Below are 24,678 nucleotides of genomic sequence, written 5' to 3' on the forward strand. Positions count from 1 at the left end.
CCCCGGGGTGGTGTCGTCAGCCGACCTTCAGTCGCAGTATGCGGTCGTCGCCCTTGCGGGGCTCCCCCCTGCCGTCGGTGTTGCTCGTCGTCAGCAGCAGATCGCCGTCGGGGTCGGCCACGACCGTGCGCAGCCGTCCGTACGTGCCGACGAGGAAGGCCTGCGGCTTCGCCGCGGCCTTCGTGCCCGCCAGCGGGATGCGCCACAGCCGGGCGCCGCGCAGCGAGGCCATCCACAAGGAGCCCTTGGCCCAGACGATGCCGCTGGGCGAGGCGTCGTCGGTGTGCCAGGTGGCGATCGGGTCGGCGTAGCCCGCACGGTGGGCCAGGCCCTCGACGACGGGCCAGCCGTAGTTCCTGCCCGGCTCGATGAGGTTGACCTCGTCCCAGGTGTCCTGGCCGAACTCCGAGGCCCACAGCCGCCCCTGGGCGTCCCAGGTCAGGCCCTGCACATTGCGGTGGCCGTAGGAGTAGACGAGCGAGTCCGCCTCGGGATTGCCGTGCACCGGCTCGCCGTCCGGCGTCATGCGCAGGATCTTGCCGCCGAGGGACTTCTTGTCCTGGGCCAGGCCCCGGTCGCCGCTCTCGCCGGTCCCCGCGTACAGCATGCCGTCCGGGCCGAAGGCGATCCGGCCGCCGTTGTGGATGGCGCCGTGCGGAATGCCGCGCACGATGGTGTCGGGGGCGCCGAGCTGTTCACCTGCGGGCTTCGCCGGGTCGTACAACATGCGGGCGATGCGGTTGTCGGAGTCGGTGGTGAAGTACGCGTACACCAAGTGGTCGGTCGCGAAGCCGGGGGAGACCGCGAGCCCGAGAAGGCCGCCCTCACCGCCGGAGGAGACCCCGGGCACCGTGCCGGCCACGGTCGTGCGGCCGGTGTCCGGGTCCACCCGGACGATCCTGCCGGTGTCGCGTGAGGCGACCAGCAGCCCGCCGTCCTGCAGGACGGCCACGCCCCACGGGGTGTTCAGCCCGGTCGCGACGGTGCCCACGACCTTCGCCGAGCCCTTCGCGGGCGCGGCGGGCGCCGTCGAGCCGTCGGGCGGCGGGGCGGGGGCGGCCGAGGAGGAGGCGGGCGCGGAGGTCGCCGGGGGCGTCAACGGGTCCCCGGCGGAGGAGCATCCCGTCGTCAGCAGCGCGGCACTGGCCAGCGCGGCGGTGACGACGGCGGCACGGCGTCCCACGCTTCCCTCCCGGTGGTCCTGCGGCACGGACTTCCAGCACATCACATCTGTCACTACACCGCCCGGCCGTTGCGGGTTCCCGCCGTGGCGGGAAAGCGGGAGGCCTCCGCGTTCAGTCCCAGGAGCCGCGCGCCGGCGGCAGGCCGGCTATCTCGGCGAAGTCCTCAGTGGTCAACGTGAGTTCGGCCGCTCCCGCGTTCTCGGCCGCCCACCGCTCCCGCTTGGTCCCCGGCACCGGCACCACCTGCCGTCCCTGTGCGAGCACCCAGGCCAGCGCCACCTGCGCCGGCGTCGCGCCGCGCGCCTCGGCGACCCGGCGCAGTCCCGCCACGATCGGCTGGTTCGCGGCCATCATCTCGGCGGTGAACCGCGGGTGCCGCGCCCGTGTGTCGTCCCGCTCGAAGCCCTGGCCCGGGGTGAGCGTGCCCGTCAGGAAGCCGTTGCCCAGCGGCATCGCCGCCATGAAGCCGATCCCGCGCTGGGTGCACCAGGGCAGCAGTTCGGCCAGCGCCTCGGGCGACCACACCGACAGCTCGGCCTGCACACAGCTGACCGGGAACACCTGCTGCACCCGGCGCAGATGGGCGAGCGTCTCGTCGTACGTCCGGGACCCGGCGCGGCGAGCCGCCCGCGCGCCCACCGCGCACCAGCCCAGCGCGCGCACCTTGCCGGCCGCGACCAGTTCCGCCATCGCGCCCCAGGTCTCCTCGACCGGCACCTCCGGATCGGCCCGGTGCAGTTGGTAGAGGTCGATCACGTCCGTCTGCAGCCGCCGCAGCGACGCGTCGCAGGCCCGCCGCACATAGGAGGGCCGCCCATTGGCCACCAGGTGCTGTTCGCCCACCAGCAGCCCGCCCTTGGTGGAGAGGAACACCTCGTCCCGGCGGTGCTTCAGGACCCGCCCCAGCAGCAGCTCATTGGTGAACGGACCGTAGATGTCGGCGGTGTCCAGCAGGGTCGTCCCCCGGTCGAGCGCCGCGTGCACGGTCCGCAGGGACGCTTCCCCGTCCTGCTGCGAGGTGGTGTACGCCCAGCTCATCGGCATGCACCCCAGTCCCACGGCGCCCACCTCGAGAGCCGCCGCCCCGACCGTCCTGCGCTCCACCTGGATGACCTCCGCTGACCTCTCGCGCCGCCCCACTGTGTCATAGCCTCCTGACCATGGCTGACATCACCCGGAACCACCGCCCCACCGCATGGCTGCCGATCCCCGCCGAGGGCATCGAAGGTCTCCCGGACACCGTGGACTACCTCTTCTGGGACGGCGCCGAGGACTACCCCGGCGACCCGGCGGAGGCGGACTTCTACGTGGTGCCGTACATGAAGGGCGCGGAGGTCGCCGGCCGCCCGCTCGCGCGGATGACGGGCCTTCAGGTGGTGCAGACGCTCAGCGCGGGCGTGGACCACGTGCTGCCGCACCTGTCGACGCTCCCGTCCGGCGTGCGCCTGTGCAACGCCCGCGGTGTGCACGAGGCGAGCACCGCGGAACTGGCCCTGACGCTCACCCTGGCCTCCCTGCGCGGCGTCCCGCGCTTCGTGCGCGGGCAGGACGCCGAGGAGTGGCACGACGGCTTCTACCCGGCCCTGGCCGACAAGAGCGTCCTGATCGTCGGCTACGGGTCCATCGGGGCCGCCATCGAGGACCGGCTCACCGCCTTCGAGTGCGACGTCGTCCGCGTCGCCCGCCTGGCCCGCCGCTCCCCGCGCGGCCCGGTGCATGCCCTGGGGGACCTGCCCGCGCTGCTGCCCGCCGCCGACGTGGTCGTCCTGTCGACCCCGCTGACCGAGGCCACCCGGGGGCTGGTGGACGCCGCGTTCCTGGCCGGGATGAAGGACGGCGCCCTCCTGGTGAACGTCGCCCGCGGGCCCGTGGTGGACACCGCCGCCCTGGTCGCCGAGCTGACGACCGGCCGGGTGCGGGCGGCACTCGATGTCACCGACCCCGAGCCGCTGCCCGCCGGGCACCCGCTCTGGCACGCCCCCGGCGTCCTCATCAGCCCGCACGTCGGGGGCAGTACGTCCGCCTTCCTTCCCCGCGCCAAGCTGCTGCTGCGCGAGCAGCTGCGCCGGTTCGCGGCGGGTGAGAACCTGGCCAACATCGTGACCACGACCTGACGGCCCCTTAACTCCCTTGTGGCACCCGGTGACTGAAAGACCCTGCGGCTCCTCTTGCCGGTCACGCTGTGTAGAGGAACTATGTCCCTGAGTGACCACTCTGGTGTATCGTCCCGGATTGGGGGAACGCGACCGGCGTGGCGTGGAATGCCGTGAACGGGCGCGGGACGGCTTAGGACTTGATGGGGGGCGACGGGCGATGTGCGGCCAATGGAGAGAGCACCGGAAGCGGGACCACGGCACACCACGCCGGGAGCGCTCACGGCATTCCGGGACGACGCCGTGAGTGCCCAAGGGGCGGTTCTCGCGGGGGCGCCGGTCCCGGACAGCCGGGCGGCGCTCCTGCCGCAGTTCGTCGTGGCCGTGCTCTGCGGCGGCTACGCGACCGGCGCCGCCCTCGGATGGGGCTCCGCGGAGCTGGCCGTGGTGATGGGGGACTTCGGGCTCTCCGGCGCCGCCCTGGCGGCCACCGTCTCGTGCCTGGCGTACAGCCGCACCGTGGCCCGCCGGCAGCGGCCCGCCTGGGTGCTGTTCGCCGTCTCGTCCGCCATGGTCGCGCTCGGCAACGGCATCTGGGGCTGGTACGAGGTCGTGCTGCGCGAGGACGTGCCGCGCACCTCGCTCGCCGACTTCTGCTTCCTGCTCTTCGCCCCGCCCGCGATCATCGGCCTGCTCGTGCTCGCCAAGCGCCCGGTCACCCGGGCCGGCTGGGTCTGCCTGGGGCTGGACGCCTGGCTCATCGCCGGTTCACTGCTCACCTTGTCCTGGACACTGGCCCTCGCGCAGGCCGCGCTGTGGGAAGGGCGCAGCACCGCGCGCATCGCCCTGTCGCTGGCGTACCCGCTGCTCGACATCCTGCTGGTCAGCATGGTGCTGGCACTGCACTTCCGGCGCTCCTCGGCCAATCGCGCGGCGGTCAACACCGCCATCGCCTCGCTCGCCCTGACCGTGCTCTGCGACGCCCTGTTCACCTCGCCCCTGCTGCGCGAGCACTACCGCTCCGGCCAGATCCTCGACGCGGGCTGGTTCGCGGGCAGCATGCTGCTGGCGTACGCGCCCTGGGTGGGCAGCCGGGAGAAGACCTTCGAGCGGCGCCCCGCGCCCCAGCCGCGCCGCTCGAGCGGCTCCCTGGCGGCGCTCACGCCGTACCTCGCCGCCGCGGTCTGCGTCCTCGGCATCCTCTACAACGCCATCGACGGCCGGAAGATCGACCGTGTGGTGCTCTTCGCCGGCTGCACCGTCGTCCTCGCCCTGGTGGTGCGCCAGGGCATCATGCTGCTCGACAACATCTCCCTCGCCCAGGAGCTCGCCCAGAAGGAGAACCACTTCCGCTCCCTGGTGCAGGGCTCCAGCGACGTCATCATGATCGCCTCGCCCACCGGCGTGCTGCGGTACGTCAGCCCCGCAGCCACCGGCGTGTACGGGCGGGAGGCGGAGGAGATGGTCGGCACGGAGTTCGCCTCCCACATCCATCCCGACGACCTCGGGCGCGTGCTGCACGAGGTGCGCCGCTTCCTGGCCGCGCATCCCGCGCAGGAGCCCGCCACCCGCATCGAGTGCCGCATCCACCATGGCGACGGCAGTTGGCTCAACGTCGAGTCCAGCGTCAACCGCTACCAGGGCGGCCTGATCTTCAACAGCCGCGACGTCACCGAGCGTGTCCGGCTCCAGGCGCAACTGCAGCACAACGCCTCGCACGACCCGCTCACGGACCTGCCCAACCGCGCCCTGTTCACCGAGCGCATCCGGCAGGCACTCGGCGGCCGCCGCGCGGGCGACGGCGAGCCAGGGACCACCGCGGTGCTCTTCATCGACCTCGACGGCTTCAAGGCGGTCAACGACACCGTGGGCCACCAGGCCGGCGACGAGCTGCTCGTCCAGGCCGCCCGCCGGCTCCAGGAGTCGGTGCGCGCCGGCGACACCGCGGCCCGTCTCGGCGGCGACGAGTTCGCGGCCCTCATCTGCGGCACCAGCGCCGACCGCCATCTGCGCGAGTACCAGGTGCACGAGGTCGCCGACCGGCTGCGGGCCGCGCTCTCCGAGCCGTACCGCGTGGACGGCACGGAGGTGCGGGTGGCCGCCAGCATCGGGGTCGCCTTCGCCGACGCCGGTGTCAGCCCGGGCGAGCTGCTGCGCAACGCCGACCTGGCGATGTACCGGGCCAAGCAGGCCGGCAAGGGCCGGGTGGAGATGTACGCGCCGGCCATGCAGGCCGAGGTCGTGCGCCGTGCCGAGCTGGCCGGACGCCTGCGCTCGGCGCTGCGCGACGGCGAGTTCGCGCTGCTCCACCAGCCGGTGGTCGACCTGGGCAGCGGCGAGGTCACGGCCGTCGAGGCACAGGCCCGCTGGCGCTCCGCCCAGGGCATCCTCTTCACCCCCGCGGAGTTCCTCCGGGTCGCCGAGGACACCGACCGCACCTCCCAGCTGGCCCGCTGGCTGCTGGAGGAGGCCGTGCGCCAGGCCGCCCTGCGGCACACGGCGGGTCTCCAGGTGCCCGTCGCCGTCCGGCTCTCCACCCGCCGGCTGATGCACCGCGAGCTGCCCACCAAGGACATCGAGGCGCTGCTCCACAAGCACGGGCTACCGCCGGGCGCACTGGTGCTGCAGCTCGCGGACCAGGACCCGCGCATCTCCTTCGACGAGCTGGAGCGCCGGCTGACCGCGCTGCGCCGTCTCGGCGTACGGATCGCCCTGGAGGGCTTCGGCACCGGCTACGCGCCGATGAACGCCCTGCGGCGGCTGCCGCTGGACGTCCTCAAGCTGGACCGGAGCCTGACCGAGGGAGTCGCGGAGTCCGCCCGGCTGCGCAAGATCACCACAGGTCTGCTGGGCATCGCCGAGGACCTCGGCATCCGGTCGGTGGCCGAGGGGGTGGACCGCCCGGAGCAAGTGCTCGCGTTGCGTGAGATGCGGTGCACGCACGGCCAGGGCATGGCATTCTCGGGGCCCCTGGACGAGCACCGGCTGCGCTCCTCGCTCACGCGCGGCGGCTACCCCGTCCCCGGGGACACGGCGCTCCTGCCCGGCGGCAGGACCCCCGCGCACGGCACACGCGTCCCGGACGAGGTTCTCTCGAATGCTGAGACGCCCGTCCCACCCGCTTGACACCCCGCAGGCCCGAGGAGGAAGGTCAGTGCCATGCGCACCCGAATTCTCGTACTTGGAAAGCGCGTCGGCTGACCCGGGGCCCCATCCCGCCTCGTGGAATGCACCGACGCGCTCCCCTCGCTTGCCCCTGGGCACGAGGGGTTTTTTGTTGCCTGGGATCCAGACATATCACCCTCTCCACCCTCAAACTTCTGAGAGATGAGAAGCAGATGACCGAGCAGGCCACCGGGGCCCACCACCCGCAGCCGCGGGCCCGCGGCGCCGCGCCGCAGCCCGTCACCGCCGAGCGCGTCACGGGCGCCCAGTCCCTCATCCGCTCGCTGGAGGCGGTCGGCGCCGACACGGTGTTCGGTATCCCGGGTGGAGCGATCCTTCCGGCGTACGACCCGCTGATGGACTCGACCAAGGTGCGCCACGTCCTGGTCCGTCACGAGCAGGGCGCCGGGCACGCCGCCACCGGGTACGCGCAGGCCACCGGCAGGGTCGGTGTCTGCATGGCCACCTCCGGTCCCGGCGCAACGAACCTGGTCACCCCGATCGCCGACGCGCACATGGACTCCGTCGCCATGGTCGCGATCACCGGCCAGGTCGCGTCCAAGGCGATCGGCACCGACGCCTTCCAGGAGGCGGACATCTGCGGCATCACCATGCCGATCACCAAGCACAACTTCCTGGTCACCGATGCCGCCGAGATCCCGCGGACCATCGCCGAGGCCTTCCACATCGCCTCCACCGGCCGCCCCGGACCGGTCCTGGTCGACATCGCCAAGGACGCCCTGCAGGCGCAGACCACCTTCTCCTGGCCGCCGGTCACCGACCTGCCCGGCTACCGCCCGGTGACCAAGCCGCACGCCAAGCAGATCCGCGAGGCCGCCCGGCTGATCAACGAGGCCAAGCGCCCGGTGCTGTACGTCGGCGGCGGCGTCCTGAAGGCCCGTGCCACGGCCGAGCTGCGCATCCTGGCCGAGCTGACCGGCGCCCCGGTGACCACCACGCTGATGGCGCTCGGCGCCTTCCCCGACAGCCACGCCCAGCACGTCGGCATGCCCGGCATGCACGGCTCGGTCTCCGCCGTCGCGGCGCTGCAGAAGGCCGACCTGATCATCGCCCTCGGCGCCCGCTTCGACGACCGGGTCACCGGCAAGCTGGACTCCTTCGCCCCGTACGCCAAGATCGTCCACGCCGACATCGACCCGGCGGAGATCTCCAAGAACCGGGTCGCCGACGTGCCGATCGTCGGTGACGCCCGCGAGGTCCTCGCCGACCTGATCGTCGCCGTCCAGGCCGACCACGACGCCGGCCACCGCGGTGACTACACCGAGTGGTGGAAGCTGCTCAACGGCCTGCGCGACACCTACCCGCTCGGCTACGACCTGCCCGCCGACGGCAGCCTGTCCCCGCAGCAGGTCATCCAGCGCATCGGCGAGCTGGCGCCGGAGGGCACCCTCTTCGCCGCCGGCGTCGGCCAGCACCAGATGTGGTCCTCGCAGTTCATCTCCTTCGAGCGCCCCAACACCTGGTTCAACTCCGGCGGTGCCGGAACGATGGGCTACGCCGTGCCCGCCGCGATGGGCGCCAAGGCCGGCATGCCCGGCTCGACCGTCTGGGCGATCGACGGCGACGGCTGCTTCCAGATGACCAATCAGGAACTGGTCACCTGCGCGCTGAACAACATCCCGATCAAGGTCGCCATCATCAACAACGGCGCCCTCGGCATGGTCCGCCAGTGGCAGTCGCTCTTCTACAGCGAGCGCTATTCCAACACCGTCCTGCACGGCGGCGAGACCAACGCGGGCAGCGGCTCGCACACCGGGGCGAGCGAGAGCCCGCGGGGCGGCACCCGGGTCCCGGACTTCGTGAAGCTCGCCGAGGCCATGGGCTGCGTGGGCCTGCGCTGCGAGGACCCCGCCGACCTCGACGAGGTGATCGAGAAGGCCAACGCCATCAACGACCGCCCCGTGGTCGTCGACTTCATCGTCCACGAGGACGCCATGGTGTGGCCGATGGTCGCCGCCGGCACCTCCAACGACGAGATCATGGCCGCCCGCGACGTCCGTCCCGACTTCGGCGACGCGGCGGACGACTGAGGACCGGGAAGCCCGTCAAGACCGAGCGACGACCGAGACAGAACCCAGAGGAACGACGCGACATGTCCAAGCACACGCTCTCCGTCCTGGTGGAGAACAAGCCCGGTGTCCTCGCCCGGATCACCGCCCTGTTCTCCCGCCGCGGCTTCAACATCGACTCCCTCGCCGTCGGCACCACCGAGCACCCCGACATCTCCCGCATCACCATCGTGGTGAACGTGATCGAGGACCTCCCGCTGGAGCAGGTCACCAAGCAGCTCAACAAGCTCGTCAACGTGCTGAAGATCGTCGAGCTGGAGCCCGGTTCCGCTGTCCAGCGCGAGCTCGTCCTGGTGAAGGTGCGCGCCGACAACGAGTCGCGCTCCCAGATCGTCGAGATCGTGCAGCTGTTCCGGGCCAAGACCGTCGACGTCTCCCCGGAGGCCGTCACCATCGAGGCCACCGGCGGCGCCGACAAGCTGGAGGCCATGCTGAAGATGCTGGAGCCCTTCGGCATCAAGGAGCTCGTCCAGTCCGGCACCATCGCGATCGGCCGCGGCGCCCGCTCGATCACCGACCGCTCCCTGCGCGCCCTCGACCGGACCGCATAGCGAGACCGCAAAACTAGTCCTGCGCCCACGGACGTAGTGTGTGGGCAACCCGCGAGATCCCAAGGAGAGACCCCAAGTGGCCGAGCTGTTCTACGACGACGACGCCGACCTGTCCATCATCCAGGGCCGCAAGGTCGCGGTCATCGGCTACGGGAGCCAGGGCCACGCCCACGCGCTGTCCCTGCGCGACTCGGGGGTCGACGTGCGCGTCGGTCTGCACGAGGGCTCGAAGTCCAAGGCCAAGGCCGAGGAGCAGGGCCTGCGTGTGGTCACCCCGGCCGAGGCCGCGGCCGAGGCCGACGTCATCATGATCCTGGTCCCGGACCCGATCCAGGCCAAGGTGTACGAGGAGTCCATCAAGGACAACCTGAAGGACGGCGACGCGCTGTTCTTCGGCCACGGCCTCAACATCCGCTACGGCTTCATCAAGCCGCCGGCCGGTGTCGACGTGTGCATGGTCGCCCCCAAGGGCCCCGGCCACCTGGTGCGCCGTCAGTACGAGGAGGGCCGCGGCGTTCCGTGCATCGCGGCCGTCGAGCAGGACGCGACCGGGAACGGCTTCGGGCTCACGCTGTCCTACGCCAAGGCGATCGGCGGCACCCGTGCGGGCGTCATCAAGACGACCTTCACCGAGGAGACCGAGACCGACCTGTTCGGCGAGCAGGCGGTGCTCTGCGGCGGCACCACCGCGCTGGTCAAGGCCGGTTTCGAGACCCTGACCGAGGCCGGTTACCAGCCGGAGATCGCGTACTTCGAGTGCCTGCACGAGCTCAAGCTCATCGTGGACCTGATGTACGAGGGCGGCCTGGAGAAGATGCGCTGGTCCATCTCCGAGACCGCCGAGTGGGGCGACTACATCACCGGCCCCCGCATCATCACCGACGCGACCAAGGCGGAGATGAAGAAGATCCTCGGTGAGATCCAGGACGGCTCCTTCGCCAACAACTGGATCGCCGAGTACAACGCCGGCCTGCCGAAGTACAACGAGTACAAGAAGGCCGACGAGAACCACCTGCTGGAGACCACCGGCAAGAAGCTGCGCAAGCTGATGAGCTGGGTGGACGAAGAGGCGTAATGCCTCATGCGGTGTGTACGGTCCCGGAGGCTCCGCGCCCCCGGGACCGTCCGCTTTGGCCACGTCGTACACCCTCGTGCGGGTGATCCTTCCGCGATGGCGCAGGATGCGGCGCCCGCCGCCGATACACTCCCTTAACAAGCGCGTCAGGCTCACAGCGTCGTGCGTCTCCACGCGGCATGCCATCTCCCCTCCACCGCCTTCGGCCGTCGGGACGCGGCCGCCGGCCAGGGACTAGTGAGGACTCACGTGAGCAACCCCGTCGTACTCATCGCCGAAGAGCTCTCTCCCGCCACCGTCGAGGCCCTGGGGCCGGACTTCGAGATCCGGCACTGCAACGGCGCGGACCGAGCCGAGTTGTTGAGCGCGATCGCCGATGCCGACGCCATCCTGATCCGCAGTGCCACGAAGGTCGACGCCGAGGCCGTGGCCGCCGCCTCCAAGCTCAAGGTCGTGGCGCGCGCGGGCGTCGGCCTGGACAACGTCGACGTCTCCGCCGCCACCAAGGCCGGCGTCATGGTCGTCAACGCGCCCACCTCCAACATCGTGACCGCCGCCGAGCTCGCCTGCGGCCTGCTCATCTCCGTCGCGCGCAACATCGCCCCGGCCAATGCCGCGCTCAAGCAGGGCGAGTGGAAGCGCAACAAGTACACCGGCGTCGAGCTGGCCGAGAAGACCCTCGGCGTGGTCGGCCTCGGCCGCATCGGCGCGCTGGTCGCGCAGCGCATGTCGGCCTTCGGCATGAAGATCGTCGCCTACGACCCCTACATCCAGCCGGCGCGCGCCGCCCAGATGGGCGTGAAGATCCTCAGCCTCGACGAGCTGCTGGAGGTCTCCGACTTCATCACGGTGCACCTGCCCAAGACCCCCGAGACGGTCGGCCTGATCGGGGACGAGGCGCTGCGCAAGGTCAAGCCGCACGTCCGCATCGTCAACGCCGCGCGCGGCGGGATCGTGGACGAGGAGGCGCTGTTCGCGGCGCTCAAGGAGGGCCGGGTCGGCGGCGCGGGCCTGGACGTGTACGCCAAGGAGCCGTGCACCGACTCGCCGCTCTTCCAGTTCGACAATGTGGTGGCCACCCCGCACCTGGGCGCCTCGACCGACGAGGCCCAGGAGAAGGCCGGCATCTCCGTCGCCCGCTCGGTGCGCCTCGCCCTGGCCGGCGAGCTCGTCCCGGACGCGGTCAACGTCCAGGGCGGCGTCATCGCCGAGGACGTGCGCCCGGGCCTGCCGCTCGCCGAGAAGCTGGGCCGCATCTTCACCGCGCTCGCCGGCGAGGTCGCGGTGCGCCTGGACGTCGAGGTGCGCGGCGAGATCACCCAGCACGACGTGAAGGTGCTGGAGCTGTCCGCCCTCAAGGGCGTCTTCGAGGACGTCGTCGACGAGACGGTGTCCTACGTCAACGCCCCGCTCTTCGCGCAGGAGCGCGGTGTCGAGGTGCGCCTGACCACCAGCAGCGAGTCCCCGGACCACCGCAACCTGGTCACCGTCCGCGGCACCCTGTCCGACGGCACCGAGGTCGCGGTCTCGGGCACGCTCGCCGGGCCCAAGCACGTCCAGAAGATCGTGGCCGTCGGCGACGACGACGTGGACCTGGTCCTCGCCGACCACATGGCCTTCCTGCGCTACACCGACCGGCCCGGTGTCGTCGGCACCATCGGCCGCGTCCTGGGCGACGCGGGCGTCAACATCGCCGGCATGCAGGTCGCCCGTGAGCAGGCCGGTGGCGAGGCACTGGTGGCGCTGACGGTCGACACGGCCATCCCGGCGCCGGTGCTGGGCGACATCGCCGCGGAGATCGGCGCCACGTCGGCGCGCGCGGTCAATCTCGAGAACTGATCCCGGCCTCGCTCCGCGGGGGGCGGCCGACCTGGGCGATCCGGGACGGCCGCCCCTGCCGTGTCGCGGCCGCGACGTCGGGGGAGGAGGGCCGGAAGCGGACGGCCACCGCCACCAGGAACAGCAGCCCCAGCACCGGGTACGGGGACGCGAACGGCTGCAGCCACCACGCCAGGTGGAGGTCGAGGTCGCCGGCCTTCGGCACGAGCCACAGGCTGCGGGCGAGGAACACCACGGCCGTCACCCGCAGCACCCAGCGCGGCGCGTCCGCCGCCAGCAGGATCAGCAGCGGCACGCACCACACCCAGTGGTGAGACCAGCTGATCGGCGTGATCAGCAGGGCCGTGACGGCGCAGCACACCACGCCCCAGGCCTCGTGGCCCAGCCGCCCCAGCCACACCGACAGCGCCAACCCCGCGCAGGCCACGGCGAACGCCGACGCCGCCCAGATCATCCCCGGCTGCGGGGTGTGCAGGGCACGCGCCACCAGCCCCTGCAACGACTGGTTGTCGACGATCCAGACCTTGCCGATCCGGCTGGTGTCGAAGATGGCGCGGGTCCAGTAGTCGACGGTCGCGCCGGGCAGGGCCAGCGCGCCCAGCAGCACCGTGCCGGCGAAGCTCGCCCCCGCCACGGCGGCCTCCTTGCGGCGGCCGGTCAGCAGCAGGTAGACGGCGAAGATCGCCGGAGTGAGCTTGATGCCGGCGGCGATGCCGATGGCGACGCCCTTGCCCCGCGCGCCGGCCGGCCGGCTGAGGTCCCACAGCACCAGGACCGCGAGCAGCAGGTTGATCTGGCCGTACAGCATGGTCTGGAACACCGGCTCCAGCCACAGTCCGAGGGCCAGCGCCAGCACCACCACGGTCCAGCGCGAGCCGCGCGCCCGCGGCCAGTCGGCGGACCGGCACGACAGGTGGGCGAGCAGGCCGAGCAGCGCCAGGTTGCCGGCCATGAAGGCGAGCTTGAGCAGAGGGACCGGCAGCCAGGTCGTCGGGACGAAGAGCATCGCGGCGAAGGGCGGGTAGGTCGCCGGCAGGTTCCACTCGGTGACGGTGAAGCCGTACAGGTTCGTGCCGTTCACGACGGCCGCGCCCTCGGCCCGGTACACCTGCATGTCGGCCATGGGTACGGGCATCCACAGGCACAGGGCGGCGAAGGCCGCCAGTGACAGCGCCAGGAGCAGGAGGGAGAGCACCAGCCGGCGGTCGGGTCGTGAACGGGGGGCGGAGCCCTTCGCGGACGTGCCCGGCAGGGCCGTGTGCTCGCGCCCGAACGCCTCCGTGGAATGAGTCACCGGTTCCCGATCCCCTTGTCCCGCTGTCCGCCGCGCCCGGCGCCGGTTCCCCCCGCGTCCGGCGCGCGTTGATCGAACGTCCCTGGCCGCGTCACGTTACTTGTGCCCCCTTCGGTCGGCAACAGTCGGGTCAGTGGCCGAGGCGTGCCGTCTTCAGGGCCATGTGGAGCAGCAGGCGGTCCTCGCCGTCGTCCAGGTCCAGCCCGGTGAGCCGCTCGACGCGCGACAGCCGGTAGTACAAGGTCTGCCGGTGGATCCGCAGCTCACCGGCGGCGCGCCCGGCCTGCCCCGCGCAGTCGAGGAACACCTCGGCGGTGCGGGCGAGTTCGGCGTGCGAGGGCTCCAGCAGCGGTTGTACGGCCGGGTCGACCGCGCCGGCCGGCAGCGCGGCGAGTGTGCGGTAGGGGCCGATCGCGCCCCATTCGGCGACCGGGCCGAGCCGGGGCCGGGCCCGGGCGGCCCGGGCGGCGGCCACCGCCTCGTGCCAGGCGCCGGGCAGCGCGTCCAGTCCCTGGCGCGGTGCGCTGACCCCGGCCCGGGCGGTGGGCGGCGCCTGCCCGGTGCCGTTGCCCTGCAGCAGACGGCCCGCGGCGCTCACCGCGGGGGCCGGGACGGATGCCGACCTCAGCCGCACGAGCGCCGCGAGCGCGGGCAGCGGCAGGCCCTCGATGTCGCCCGCAGGGAGTACGCACACGGCCGCCGCGCCCGGCACCGTCCGCGGTCCCGGCGCCCCGGACCCGTCGCCGGGCTGCCACGGCAGCACGCAGACCAGTGCGTGCACTTCCTCCGCGTCGGGGCCCAGGGCCGCCCGCAACTCCTCGCGGGCGCCGTCCCGTCCGCGGCCGGGCCGGGCGGTGAGCAGGGCGGCCAGGGCGCGGCCGGCGTCGGCACCGGCCCGGGACTCGGCGGCCAGCAGCGCGCCGATCCTGGCGGCCACCTCCATGGCAGCGGTCAGTTGCGCGGCGGTGTGCCCGGCGCTGTCCAGCAGCCACACGTAGCCGTGCACGACACCGCCGTGCCGGGCCGGCAGGCAGAGCCGCGGCCGGAAGACCCCGGCGTCGGTCGCGGCGGGGATGTGGACGGGGCCGGTGGCGCGGGCGATGCCGAACCGCTCGAACCAGGCGCGGACCTCGGCCGTGGAGCGCCGGGTCAGGATGGAACGGGTGCGGACCGGGTCCATCACCGCGTCGTCCTCGCTGTCGTGCGCGCCGAAGGCGATCAGCCGGAAGTCCCGGTCCTCCAGGGTCGCGGGGGCGCCGAGGAGCGCCGACACCTCGTCGACCAGCTCCTGGTAGTCACCGCGCACGCCGCCATTCTCCCTCATACATCTGTATGAGGGACGCCGTTCCCACGCGTGACAGGTGTCGATGGCCGACGGGGTAGGCGAAGCCTAGATTTCACGGACGACGCTGCCTGTCCCCTGGGCAGCCCTTGCTCCAGGAGGAGACCGTGCTGGGTCCCGTACTGCTCGCCGCCTCGCGCAGCGACCGTATGCGCCGCGTCGTCGCGGGCGCGCCGATCACCCGTCCGGTCGTCAACCGCTTCATCGCGGGCGACGAGCTGGCACCCGCCATGGAGACCGTGCGGTCGCTGACCACGTCCGGCCTGGAGGTCACCCTCGACCACCTGGGCGAGGACGTCACCGACAAGGCGACGGCCGTGGCGACCCGGGACGCGTACCTGCGGCTGCTGGAGGCGCTGCGCCAGGAGGGCGCCGGCACCCGCGCCGAGGTCTCCGTCAAGCTCTCCGCCTTCGGTCAGGCGCTGCCGGCCGGCGGTCACGAGATCGCCCTGGAGAACGTCCGCCCGGTCGCCGAGCTGGCCAGTGAGATCGGCACCACCGTCACGCTCGACATGGAGGACCACACCACGGTCGACTCCACGCTGGCGATCCTCGCCGAGCTGCGCGAGCGCCACCCGGGCACGGGCGCGGTGCTGCAGTCCTACCTCTTCCGCACCGAGGACGACGCCCGCCGTCTCGCCGTCACCGGCTCCCGGGTCCGCCTGGTCAAGGGCGCGTACAAGGAGCCCGCCTCCGTCGCGCTCCAGGACAAGACCGAGGTCGACCGGGCCTACGTGCGCTGCCTGAAGATCCTCATGGCGGGCGACGGCTACCCGATGGTCGGCTCCCACGACCCGCGGCTGATCGCGATCGCCCAGGAACTGGCCCACCGCAACGGCCGCAAGCAGGGCTCCTACGAGTTCCAGATGCTCTACGGCATCCGCACCGCCGAGCAGCGGCGGCTGGCGGAGGACGGCGAGCGCATGCGCATTTACGTCCCGTACGGAGCAGACTGGTACGGGTACTTCATGCGCCGGCTCGCGGAGCGACCGGCGAACCTGGCCTTCTTCCTGCGGTCCTTCCTCCCCACCCGCTGACTTCCCGCCACCCCCAAGGACACAAGGAGATGTCTTCCATGGACGCCGTGACCCAGGTCCCCGCCCCGGTGAACGAGCCGGTGCACTCCTACGCCCCGGGGAGCCCGGAGCGGGCCCGCCTGGAGGCGAAGCTGAAGGAGCTGGCCGGGAACCCGGTCGAGCTGCCCATGACGATCGGCGGCGTGAAGCGGATGGGCGGCGGTGAGCGCATCGACGTCACGCAGCCGCACAACCACGGTGCCCGCCTGGGCACGTACGCCAACGCCACCCAGGACGACGCCCGCGACGCGGTCGAGGCCGCCCTCGCCGCCGCTCCGGCCTGGCGTGCGATGTCCTTCGACGACCGCGCCGCGATCATCCTGCGCGCCGCCGACCTGCTGGCCGGCCCCTGGCGCGAGACGATCGCCGCCTCCACGATGCTCGGCCAGTCCAAGACCGCGCAGCAGGCCGAGATCGACAGCCCCTGCGAGCTCGTCGACTTCTGGCGCTTCAACGTGCACTTCGCCCGGCAGATCCTGGCCGAGCAGCCGATCGCCAACTCGCCCGGTGTGTGGAACCGCCTCGACCACCGCCCGCTCGAGGGCTTCGTCTACGCGATCACCCCGTTCAACTTCACCGCCATCGCCGGCAACCTGCCGACCGCGCCCGCGCTGATGGGCAACGTCGTGGTGTGGAAGCCCTCCCCGACCCAGACGCACTCCGCCGTGCTGCTCATGGAGCTTCTGCAGGAGGCCGGGCTGCCCAAAGGCGTGATCAACCTGGTCACCGGTGACGGCATCGCCGTCTCCGAGGTCGCCCTCGAGCACCCGGACCTGGCCGGCATCCACTTCACCGGCTCCACCCGCACCTTCCAGCACCTGTGGAAGACGGTCGGCACCAACATCGAGAAGTACCGGAGCTACCCGCGGATCGTCGGCGAGACCGGTGGCAAGGACTTCGTCGTCGCCCACCCGTCCGCCGACCCGGCCGTGCTGAAGACCGCGCTCACCCGCGGCGCCTTCGAGTACCAGGGCCAGAAGTGCTCGGCCACCTCCCGCGCCTACATCCCGCGCTCGCTGTGGGAGAACGGCTTCAAGGAGGAGTTCGCGGCCGAGGTCGACGGCCTCACCATGGGCGACGTCACCGACCTGTCGAACTTCATCGGCGCCGTCATCGACGACCGTGCCTTCGCCAAGAACAAGGCGGCCATCGACCGCGCCAAGGCCGACCCGTCGGTCGAGATCGTCGCCGGCGGCAGCTACGACGACAGCGTCGGCTGGTTCGTCCGGCCCACGGTGCTGGTCTCCGCCGACCCGGAGAACGAGATCTTCCGCGAGGAGTACTTCGGCCCGGTCCTGGGAGTCCACGTCTACGACGACGCCGAGGAGGGGGCCTTCGAGGCGATGCTCGCCCAGATGGAGTCCGTCGCCGCCTACGCGCTGACCGGCTCGGTCGTCGCCCGCGACCGCGCGGCCGTCGCCGACGTCATGGCCAAGCTGCGCTTCGCGGCCGGCAACTTCTACATCAACGACAAGTCCACCGGCGCCGTCGTCGGCCAGCAGCCCTTCGGCGGCGGCCGCGCGTCGGGCACCAACGACAAGGCGGGCGCCGCGCAGAACCTGATGCGCTGGACGTCGACCCGGTCGATCAAGGAGGCCCTGGTGCCGCCGACCGACTACCGCTACCCGCACATGGGCTGAGCTCCGGCCGCCCGGTAGAGCCCGCAAGGGGCAGGGCCCGGCATCCCCCGATCGGGGGGTGCCGGGCCTTCGCTGTCTCAGATAGTAGGAAGTCCGAGTAATTGTGGAGACAGACGAGCCGTGCTGTCCTAGCTTGGTAGAAGCCGAACGTCTCGCTCCACCAGCGACCGGCGGACGAGAGCCGCGCAATGGAAGCAGGTCACCCCCTGCAGCGCCCGCTCCCCGCCCCGTTCTATGGCGACGCAACCCTCCTCTTTCTACTTGGGAGCTGTTCACCATGGACGAGACCGCCCGCAAGAACGCCGCCGAAGCCCTGCAGCGCGCACTCGACCGCCGCGACAACGGCGGCTCGACGGGACACGAGCAGCGATGACCGCCATCGTGCCCCGCCCCCTCCGGCGCCTGCGCCGCCTCGCCTACCTGGCCGTATGCGCGATGGTGAAGTGAGCCACTCGCGCGGCGCCTGCGGCGGCCGCTGAACCACCGCCTTGTCGTGTGCCGACGCCGTCCGGGTCGGGTTGGGCCCCCCGACCGGGGCAGGCGTCCGGCATACGGACAGGATGTGTCATCCAGTGGACGGCCGAGTAAGGTGTCCGGCATGTCTCGCAGCATCAGCCTCGCAGTGATCCCCGGTGACGGCATCGGCCAGGAAGTCGTGGCCGAGGGCCTCAAGGTCCTCTCCGCCGTCCTTCCGCAGGACGTGAAGCTGGAGACGAAGGAGTACCTCCTCGGCGCCAAGCGCTGGCACGAGACGGGCGAGACCCTGCCCGACGCGGAGCTGGAGCAGCTGAAGGGGCACGACGCGATCCTGCTGGGCGCGGTCGGCGACCCCTCCGTCCCCTCCGGCGTGCTGGAGCGCGGGCTGCTGCTGAAGCTGCGCTTCGCCTTCGACCACCACGTCAACCTCCGTCCCTCCAAGCTCTACCCGGGTGTCAAGGGACCGCTGGCGGGCGACCCGCTGATCGACTTCGTCGTGGTCCGCGAGGGCACCGAGGGCCCGTACGTCGGGAACGGCGGCTCCCTGCGGACCGGAACGCCGCACGAGGTGGCCACCGAGGTCAGCCTCAACACCGCGTTCGGCATCGAGCGGGTGGTCCGCGACGCCTACGCCCGCGCCCAGGCCCGTCCGCGCAAGAAGCTGACGCTGGTGCACAAGAACAACGTCCTCGTCCATGCCGGCCACCTGTGGAAGAACATCTTCGACAAGGTCGGCGAGGAGTACCCCGAGGTCACCACCGACTACCTGCACGTGGACGCGGCGACGATCTTCTTCGTCACGCAGCCCGAGCGCTTCGACGTGATCGTCACCGACAACCTCTTCGGCGACATCCTCACCGACCTCGCCGCCGCCGTGACCGGTGGCATCGGCCTCGCCGCCAGCGGGAACATCAACCCGACCGGCGACTTCCCGTCGATGTTCGAGCCGGTGCACGGCTCCGCCCCGGACATCGCCGGCCAGGGCAAGGCGGACCCGACCGCGACGGTTCTCTCCGTCGCCCTGCTGTTGCAGCACCTCGGCTACGAGGCCGAGGCCGAGCGCATCGGGACCGCGGTCGCCGCGGACCTCGCGGAGCGCTCCGGTACGCGCAGCACCAGTGAGATCGGCGACACGCTCGCCGCGCGAGTAGCCGGCTGACCGCCGGGTCAGCCCCCTCAGTCGGCCCCGACGGTCAGTGAGCGATCACGACTGACCCAGACCTCTCGGGCCGCACGTGTATGTCCACGGCCCCGCCGCTGCGATAATCGGCGGTGGGGCCGCTGTGCGAGGGGAAACTCGGATGTCCTGGCACCTGGAGGACTGCGGGTGCGGTCCGCCATGACCAGACGCGAAGGACATCATTGATGACGACGACGCCCACGATCGAGCTCAAGCCCTCCTCGCATCCGCTGCCGGACGCGCAGCGCGAGGCGATCCTCACCAACCCCGGTTTCGGCCGCCACTTCACCGACCACATGGTGACGATCCGGTGGACCGAGGGCCGGGGCTGGCACGACGCGGAGCTGGTGCCGTACGCGCCCCTGTCCATCGACCCGGCGAACATGACGCTGCACTACGCGCAGACGATCTTCGAGGGGCTGAAGGCCTACCGCCAGCCGGACGGCTCGGTCGCCACCTTCCGCCCCGAGGCGAACGCCGAGCGCTTCCAGGCCTCGGCCCGCCGCCTGGCCATGCCGGAGCTCCCGGTCGAGACCTTCCTGGCCGCTTGCGACGCCCTGGTCTCCCAGGACCGGGCGTGGGTGCCCAGCACCGGTGAGCAGTCGCTGTACCTGCGGCCCTTCATGTTCGCGACCGAGGTGGGCCTCGGCGTGCGGCCCGCCAACGAGTACCTGTTCATGGTCATCGCCTCCCCGGCCGGCGCCTACTTCCCCGGCGGCGTCAAGCCGGTCTCGGTCTGGCTCTCCGAGGAGTACGTGCGCGCCGCACCCGGCGGCACCGGCGCGGCCAAGGCCGGCGGCAACTACGCGGCGTCCCTGGTCGCCCAGGCGCAGGCCATCGAGCACGGCTGCGACCAGGTCGTCTGGCTGGACGCGATCGAGCGCCGCTGGATCGAGGAGATGGGCGGCATGAACCTGTACTTCGTCTACGGGGACAGGATCGTCACCCCCGAGCTGAGCGGCTCGCTGCTGCCCGGCATCACCCGCGCCTCACTGCTGCGCATCGCGGAGGACCTCGGCTACGAGGTCTCCGAGGGCCGCGTCTCCGTCGACGACTGGCAGAACGGCAACGCGGACGGCTCCCTGACCGAGGTCTTCGCCTGCGGCACCGCCGCGGTCATCACGCCGGTCGGCTCCGTGAAGTCCACCCGGGCGGACTGGAGCGTCGCCGACGGGAAGTCCGGCGAGGTGACGATGAAGCTGCGCAGGGCCCTGCTGGACATCCAGACCGGGCAGGCCCCCGACCAGCACGGCTGGATGCACCCGCTCGGGGCCTGACCCCCGCGCGGCGCACGACGTCCGACGGCGGCCGCGTCCGGTCCCGGAGAGATCTCCGGGACCGGACGCGGCCGTTTCGCGTTTCACCCATGCACCTGCCTGCCAGCTTTTTAGAGCGTCGTTCCATCACGCCTAGGGTGGTTGTCCACAGGTGCGAGGGCCCGTGCTTCCCATACAGGCCATCCGGATTTAGAGTGACGTTCTAAACGGTGATCCGGTGACCCTTTGGGAGGTGCGGAGGCGTGCGGCTGACCCCGACAGAACGCGACCGGCTGCTGCTCTTCGGCGCGGCCGAACTCGCGCGGGCGCGCCGCGCCCGAGGACTGCGGCTCAATGTGCCGGAAGCCACCGCGCTGATCGCCGACACGGTGTGCGAGGCCGCGCGTGACGGGGCGCGCCTCGCGGAGGCCATAGAGGCCGGTCGTGCCGTGCTCGGCCCGGGCGACGTGCTGCCGGGCGTGGCGGACATCGTGACCGAGGTCCATGTCGAGGCCGTCTTCGACGACGGCTCGCGGCTGGCCGTGGTCGGCGACCCGATCGGCGGGGGCTCCCTGGGCGAGCTGGCCCCCGGCGCGGTGCTGCCCGGCCCCGCTCTGCCCGAGCGGCCGTCCGAGGCTTTTGTGACGGTCCGCAACGCCGCGTCGGTACCGGTCAGCGTCACCTCGCATTTCCACCTCTTCGAGGCCAACCCCCGGCTGGACTTCGACCGTGCGGCGGCCTACGGCATGCGGCTGAACGTGCCGGCCGGGTCCTCGGTGCGCTTCGGACCGGGGGAGGAGCGGGAGGTGGGTCTCGTCCCGATCGGCGGCGACCGGATCGCTATCGGCTTCGCGGGGCTCGTCGACGGTCCGCTCGACGCGCCCGGCGCCAAGGAGGAGGCGCTGCGGCGCGCCGCCGCGTGCGGATACCTGGGGGCGGGGCGATGAGCATCGATCCGCACGAGTACGCCGCCGTGCACGGGCCGCGCGCCGGCGACCGGGTCCGGCTGGGCGATTCGGGCCTGGTGGTCCGTGTCGAGTCGGACTCCCAGCGTCCCGGGGACGAGTTCCTGGCCGGCTTCGGCAAGACCGCCCGCGACGGGCTGGCGCTGAAGGCCGCCGCCGTACGGGAGACCTGCGACGTGGTGATCAGCAACGTACTGGTCATCGACGCGGTCCTGGGCATCCGGAAGGTCTCCGTCGGCATCCGCGAGGGCCGCATCCACGCCATCGGGCGGGCCGGCAACCCCGACACCCTCGACGGGGTGGACGTCGTGGTCGGCACCGGCACGTCCATCGTCTCCGGCGAGGGGCTGATCGCCACCGCCGGCGCCGTCGACCCCCATGTCCACCTGCTGTCCCCGCGGATCATGGAGGCCTCGCTCGCCTCCGGCGTGACCACGATCATCGGCCAGGAGTTCGGCCCCGTGTGGGGCGTCGGCGTCAACTCGCCCTGGGCACTGCGGCACGCCTTCAACGCCTTCGACGCGTGGCCGGTCAACATCGGCTTCCTGGGCCGCGGTTCGTCCTCCGACCCGGCGCCGCTGGTGGAGGCGCTGGCCGAGGGCGGCGCATGCGGCTTCAAGGTCCACGAGGACATGGGCGCCCACACCCGCGCCCTGGACACCGCGCTGCGCGTCGCCGAGGAGTACGACGTCCAGGTGGCGCTGCACAGCGACGGACTGAACGAGTGCCTGTCGGTGGAGGACACCCTGCGGGTGCTGGAGGGCCGTACGATCCACGCCTTCCACATCGAGGGCTGCGGCGGCGGCCACGTCCCCAATGTGCTGAAGATGGCCGGAGTGCCGAACGTCATCGGCTCGTCCACCAACCCCACGCTGCCCTTCGGCCGCGACGCGGTCGCCGAGCACTACGGCATGATCGTCTCCGTCCACGACCTCAAACCGGACCTGCCGGGCGACGCCGCGATGGCCCGCGACCGCATCCGCGCGGGGACGATGGGCGCCGAGGACGTGCTGCACGACCTGGGCGCGATCGGCATCACCTCCTCCGACGCCCAGGGCATGGGCCGCGCCGGGGAGACCGTGCGGCGCACCTTCGCCATGGCCGGGAAGATGAAGGCCGAGTCCGGCCCCCTGGAGGGCGACGGCCCCGACGACGACAACGCCCGCGTGCTGCGCTACATCGCCAAGCTGACCGTCAACCCGGCCATCGCCCACGGCCTGTCCCACGAGATCGGCTCGATCGAGGTCGGCAAACTCGCCGACATCGTGCTGTGGCGGCCGGAGTACTTCGGGGCCAAGCCGCAGATGGTGCTCAAGTCCGGCTTCCCCGCCTACGGCGTGACCGGTGACCCGGGCGCCGCCACCGACACCTGCGAACCCCTCGTGCTCGGACCGCTGTTCGGGGCCCACGGCGCCACCGCCGCCGACCTGTCGGTGGCCTTCGTCGCCCGGCCCGCCCTGGACCTGGCGCACGACCGCATGCCCACCCGGCGCCGGCGGGTCGCCGTGCGCGGCACCCGCGGCATCGGCCCGGCCGATCTCGTCCTCAACTCCCGTACGGGACAGGTGGACGTCGACGCACGCACGGGCCTGGTGACGCTCGACGGCGACCCGCTGCGCTCCGAGCCGGCCGAGCAGGTCGCCCTCAGCCGCCTCTACTTCTTGTGACAAGGACCGGTCCGATGCCCAACACCCCCGCCGCCGACGGTTACACGATGCCCGCCGAGTGGGAACCGCACGCGCGCACCTGGATGGCGTGGCCGTCCCCCAGCGTCACCTTCGACGGCGTGGAGGACCTGGCCGCTTCGCGTGCCGCGTGGGCCGCCGTGGCGGGGGCGATCGCCCGCTTCGAGCCGGTGACCGTCGTGGCCCGGCCCGAGGACGCCGCCGGGGCCCGGGGACTGCTGGGCGCCGCCGTGACGGTCGCCGAGGCGCCGCTGGACGACGCCTGGATGCGCGACATCGGCCCCACCTTCCTCACCGGCGAGCGCGGACTTGCCGCCGCCGACTGGACGTTCAACGGCTGGGGCGCCCAGGACTGGGCGTCCTGGGAGCACGACGCCAGGATCGGCGCCCTCGTCGCCGGCAAGGCCGCCGCCCGCCGCTACGCCACCTCCTTCGTCAACGAGGGCGGCGGTGTCCACGTGGACGGCGAGGGCACCGTGCTGCTCACCGAGACCGTGCAGCTCGACCCGGGCCGCAACCCCGGCTGGACCCGGGATCGGGCCGAGGCCGAGATCCACGCCTTCCTCGGCACCCGCAAGGCGATCTGGCTGCCCCGCGGGCTCACCGCGGACTACGGCCGCTTCGGCACCCGCGGGCACGTCGACATCGTCGCGGCCTTCGTCCGGCCCGGGGTCGTCGTCGTCCACGACCAGCGCGACCCGGCCCACCCCGACCACGCCGTCTCGCGGGAGGCCGCGGCCCTGCTGCGGGCCGCCACCGACGCCCGGGGGCGGCGGCTGGAGGTCGTGGAGCTGCCCGCGCCCCGGGTCCGGGAGGGGGACGGCGAGCCGGTGGACCACAGTTACGTCAACCACTACCTGTGCAACGGCGCGGTGATCCTGTGCGCCTTCGACGATCCGGCCGACGAGGTGAACAAGGCGATCTTCGAGCGGCTCTTCCCGGAGCGGGAGGTCGTGCTCGTCGACGCCCGGACGATCTTCGCCCACGGGGGTGGTATCCATTGCGTCACCCAGCAGCAGCCGCAGGTGTGACACGGCGGCCCAGGGAGGAGACACGGTGACCGGAACCGGCCGCCCCAGGCGGCGGCTCAAGCAACCGCGTGAGGACGTGATGGCCGCCGCCATGGCGACGATCGCCGAACGCGGTCTGGCCGAGCTGACGATGGCCGGCCTCGGCCGCCAGGTGGGTATGAGCAGCGGCCACATCCTCTACTACTTCGGCAGCAAGGACGAGCTGCTGCTGCAGACCCTGGAATGGAGCGAGGAGCAACTCGCGGCCGAACGCCGCCGCGTCCTGGGCCGCCCCGCGCCCACCCGCGAGCGGCTGGACGCGGTGATCGACCTCTATCTCCCCGACGGCCGCCGCGATCCGCGCTGGACCCTGTGGTCGGAGGTCTGGAACCGGACCACGGCAGCCGAGGAGGTGCTGCGCCGCCAGCTCGAACTGGAACTGGTCTGGCACCGGGACCTGGTCGCCCTGCTCGCCGAGGGCATCTCCCGCGGCGACTTCCGGCCGGTGGACCCGGAGCGGACGACCGTGCGGCTGCGAGCGCTGCTGGACGGTTTCGGGGTGCCGCTGGTCATCGGGCTGCCCGGAATGGACCGTGCACAGGCGCTCGGGCACGTCAAGGAGTTCCTGGACGAGGCCCTCGCGCCCGCATAGTGAGACCGTGTCCCACCCGTCGGCGGCGTGTGGCAGACTGCGAGCGTGCCCTCGTTCGCCATGATTATTGGCAGCAGGCGCGCCGGTCCTCAGTGACCGCTCAC

The 24,678-nt window shown here is 72.0% G+C and carries 18 protein-coding genes; 14 read left to right on the forward strand and 4 right to left on the reverse strand.

Features of this window, described 5'->3' with window-relative positions:
- Positions 1 to 16: 16 nt before the first annotated feature.
- Entirely contained in the window at positions 17 to 1,225 is a 1,209-nt protein-coding gene (locus ACFYXS_RS08875; protein ID WP_389245833.1) for a PQQ-dependent sugar dehydrogenase, read from the reverse strand.
- Between the two features lie 70 nt (positions 1,226 to 1,295).
- Positions 1,296 to 2,288: an aldo/keto reductase gene (locus tag ACFYXS_RS08880; protein ID WP_389245422.1), complete on the reverse strand. Its 993-nt coding sequence runs from the start codon at positions 2,286 to 2,288 to the stop codon at positions 1,296 to 1,298.
- Between the two features lie 56 nt (positions 2,289 to 2,344).
- On the opposite strand from ACFYXS_RS08880, the gene ACFYXS_RS08885 reads away from it, so the two are divergent.
- The 6 genes from ACFYXS_RS08885 to serA all read left to right on the forward strand — a co-directional run bounded on the left by ACFYXS_RS08885 (position 2,345) and on the right by serA (position 11,997).
- The gene (locus tag ACFYXS_RS08885; protein ID WP_389245424.1) at positions 2,345 to 3,298 is read left to right on the forward strand and encodes a 2-hydroxyacid dehydrogenase; all 954 of its coding nucleotides are present in this window, start codon (positions 2,345 to 2,347) and stop codon (positions 3,296 to 3,298) included.
- Between the two features lie 282 nt (positions 3,299 to 3,580).
- Positions 3,581 to 6,403: an EAL domain-containing protein gene (locus ACFYXS_RS08890; protein WP_389245426.1), complete on the forward strand. Its 2,823-nt coding sequence runs from the start codon at positions 3,581 to 3,583 to the stop codon at positions 6,401 to 6,403.
- A 212-nt stretch (positions 6,404 to 6,615) separates the two neighbouring features.
- Entirely contained in the window at positions 6,616 to 8,493 is a 1,878-nt protein-coding gene (locus tag ACFYXS_RS08895; RefSeq protein ID WP_389245428.1) for an acetolactate synthase large subunit, read from the forward strand.
- Between the two features lie 62 nt (positions 8,494 to 8,555).
- Positions 8,556 to 9,083 (forward strand): acetolactate synthase small subunit, encoded by a 528-nt coding sequence (gene ilvN / locus ACFYXS_RS08900; protein ID WP_319659806.1) that lies wholly within the window; start codon positions 8,556 to 8,558, stop codon positions 9,081 to 9,083.
- A gap of 76 nt (positions 9,084 to 9,159) precedes the next feature.
- Positions 9,160 to 10,158: a ketol-acid reductoisomerase gene (gene ilvC, locus ACFYXS_RS08905; protein ID WP_389245430.1), complete on the forward strand. Its 999-nt coding sequence runs from the start codon at positions 9,160 to 9,162 to the stop codon at positions 10,156 to 10,158.
- A gap of 249 nt (positions 10,159 to 10,407) precedes the next feature.
- A complete protein-coding gene (gene serA, locus ACFYXS_RS08910; protein WP_389245432.1) occupies positions 10,408 to 11,997 on the forward strand; it encodes a phosphoglycerate dehydrogenase in 1,590 nt (529 codons plus the stop codon).
- Here serA and ACFYXS_RS08915 read toward each other — a convergent pair.
- Together ACFYXS_RS08915 and ACFYXS_RS08920 are read right to left on the reverse strand one after the other, a co-directional pair.
- Entirely contained in the window at positions 11,981 to 13,291 is a 1,311-nt protein-coding gene (locus ACFYXS_RS08915) for a glycosyltransferase 87 family protein (protein WP_389245434.1), read from the reverse strand. The two genes, serA and ACFYXS_RS08915, sit on opposite strands and share 17 nt — an antisense overlap.
- A gap of 130 nt (positions 13,292 to 13,421) precedes the next feature.
- Positions 13,422 to 14,597: a PucR family transcriptional regulator gene (locus ACFYXS_RS08920; protein WP_389245436.1), complete on the reverse strand. Its 1,176-nt coding sequence runs from the start codon at positions 14,595 to 14,597 to the stop codon at positions 13,422 to 13,424.
- 143 nt (positions 14,598 to 14,740) lie between these two features.
- On the opposite strand from ACFYXS_RS08920, the gene ACFYXS_RS08925 reads away from it, so the two are divergent.
- The 8 genes from ACFYXS_RS08925 to ACFYXS_RS08960 all read left to right on the forward strand — a co-directional run bounded on the left by ACFYXS_RS08925 (position 14,741) and on the right by ACFYXS_RS08960 (position 24,574).
- Positions 14,741 to 15,670: a proline dehydrogenase family protein gene (locus tag ACFYXS_RS08925; RefSeq protein ID WP_389245438.1), complete on the forward strand. Its 930-nt coding sequence runs from the start codon at positions 14,741 to 14,743 to the stop codon at positions 15,668 to 15,670.
- Positions 15,671 to 15,708: 38 nt separating this feature from the next.
- The gene (pruA, locus tag ACFYXS_RS08930; RefSeq protein WP_389245440.1) at positions 15,709 to 17,349 is read left to right on the forward strand and encodes an L-glutamate gamma-semialdehyde dehydrogenase; all 1,641 of its coding nucleotides are present in this window, start codon (positions 15,709 to 15,711) and stop codon (positions 17,347 to 17,349) included.
- A gap of 598 nt (positions 17,350 to 17,947) precedes the next feature.
- A complete protein-coding gene (locus ACFYXS_RS08935; RefSeq protein WP_389245442.1) occupies positions 17,948 to 18,985 on the forward strand; it encodes a 3-isopropylmalate dehydrogenase in 1,038 nt (345 codons plus the stop codon).
- 206 nt (positions 18,986 to 19,191) lie between these two features.
- Positions 19,192 to 20,283, forward strand: a complete 1,092-nt coding sequence (locus ACFYXS_RS08940) for a branched-chain amino acid aminotransferase (protein WP_389245444.1) — start codon at positions 19,192 to 19,194, stop codon at positions 20,281 to 20,283.
- A 242-nt stretch (positions 20,284 to 20,525) separates the two neighbouring features.
- Positions 20,526 to 21,209 carry an urease subunit gamma gene (ureA, locus tag ACFYXS_RS08945; protein ID WP_389245446.1) on the forward strand — a complete coding sequence of 228 codons (684 nt, stop codon included), beginning with the start codon at positions 20,526 to 20,528 and terminating at the stop codon, positions 21,207 to 21,209.
- Positions 21,206 to 22,894, forward strand: coding sequence for an urease subunit alpha (locus tag ACFYXS_RS08950; RefSeq protein ID WP_389245449.1), 1,689 nt, complete (start codon positions 21,206 to 21,208; stop codon positions 22,892 to 22,894). The genes ureA and ACFYXS_RS08950 overlap by 4 nt, the downstream gene beginning before the upstream one ends.
- A gap of 14 nt (positions 22,895 to 22,908) precedes the next feature.
- The gene (locus ACFYXS_RS08955) at positions 22,909 to 23,943 is read left to right on the forward strand and encodes an agmatine/peptidylarginine deiminase (protein WP_389245451.1); all 1,035 of its coding nucleotides are present in this window, start codon (positions 22,909 to 22,911) and stop codon (positions 23,941 to 23,943) included.
- A gap of 79 nt (positions 23,944 to 24,022) precedes the next feature.
- Positions 24,023 to 24,574 (forward strand): TetR/AcrR family transcriptional regulator, encoded by a 552-nt coding sequence (locus tag ACFYXS_RS08960; RefSeq protein ID WP_389245835.1) that lies wholly within the window; start codon positions 24,023 to 24,025, stop codon positions 24,572 to 24,574.
- Positions 24,575 to 24,678: the final 104 nt, after the last annotated feature.

Origin of the sequence: Streptomyces sp. NPDC002574 (assembly GCF_042889545.1) — a bacterium.
Taxonomy (GTDB): domain Bacteria; phylum Actinomycetota; class Actinomycetes; order Streptomycetales; family Streptomycetaceae; genus Actinacidiphila.

Excerpts from the sequence above, each read along its gene's own strand:
- ACFYXS_RS08960 (WP_389245835.1), top strand. The coding sequence starts at position 24,023 with ATGGCCGCCGCCATGGCGACGATCGCCGAACGCGGTCTGGCCGAGCTG.
- pruA (WP_389245440.1), top strand. The coding sequence starts at position 15,709 with ATGGACGCCGTGACCCAGGTCCCCGCCCCGGTGAACGAGCCGGTGCAC.
- ACFYXS_RS08895 (WP_389245428.1), top strand. The coding sequence starts at position 6,616 with ATGACCGAGCAGGCCACCGGGGCCCACCACCCGCAGCCGCGGGCCCGC.
- ACFYXS_RS08955 (WP_389245451.1), top strand. The coding sequence starts at position 22,909 with ATGCCCAACACCCCCGCCGCCGACGGTTACACGATGCCCGCCGAGTGG.
- ACFYXS_RS08875 (WP_389245833.1), bottom strand. The coding sequence starts at position 1,225 with ATGTGCTGGAAGTCCGTGCCGCAGGACCACCGGGAGGGAAGCGTGGGA.
- ACFYXS_RS08935 (WP_389245442.1), top strand. The coding sequence starts at position 17,948 with ATGTCTCGCAGCATCAGCCTCGCAGTGATCCCCGGTGACGGCATCGGC.
- ACFYXS_RS08950 (WP_389245449.1), top strand. The coding sequence starts at position 21,206 with ATGAGCATCGATCCGCACGAGTACGCCGCCGTGCACGGGCCGCGCGCC.
- ilvN (WP_319659806.1), top strand. The coding sequence starts at position 8,556 with ATGTCCAAGCACACGCTCTCCGTCCTGGTGGAGAACAAGCCCGGTGTC.
- ACFYXS_RS08940 (WP_389245444.1), top strand. The coding sequence starts at position 19,192 with ATGACGACGACGCCCACGATCGAGCTCAAGCCCTCCTCGCATCCGCTG.
- ACFYXS_RS08885 (WP_389245424.1), top strand. The coding sequence starts at position 2,345 with ATGGCTGACATCACCCGGAACCACCGCCCCACCGCATGGCTGCCGATC.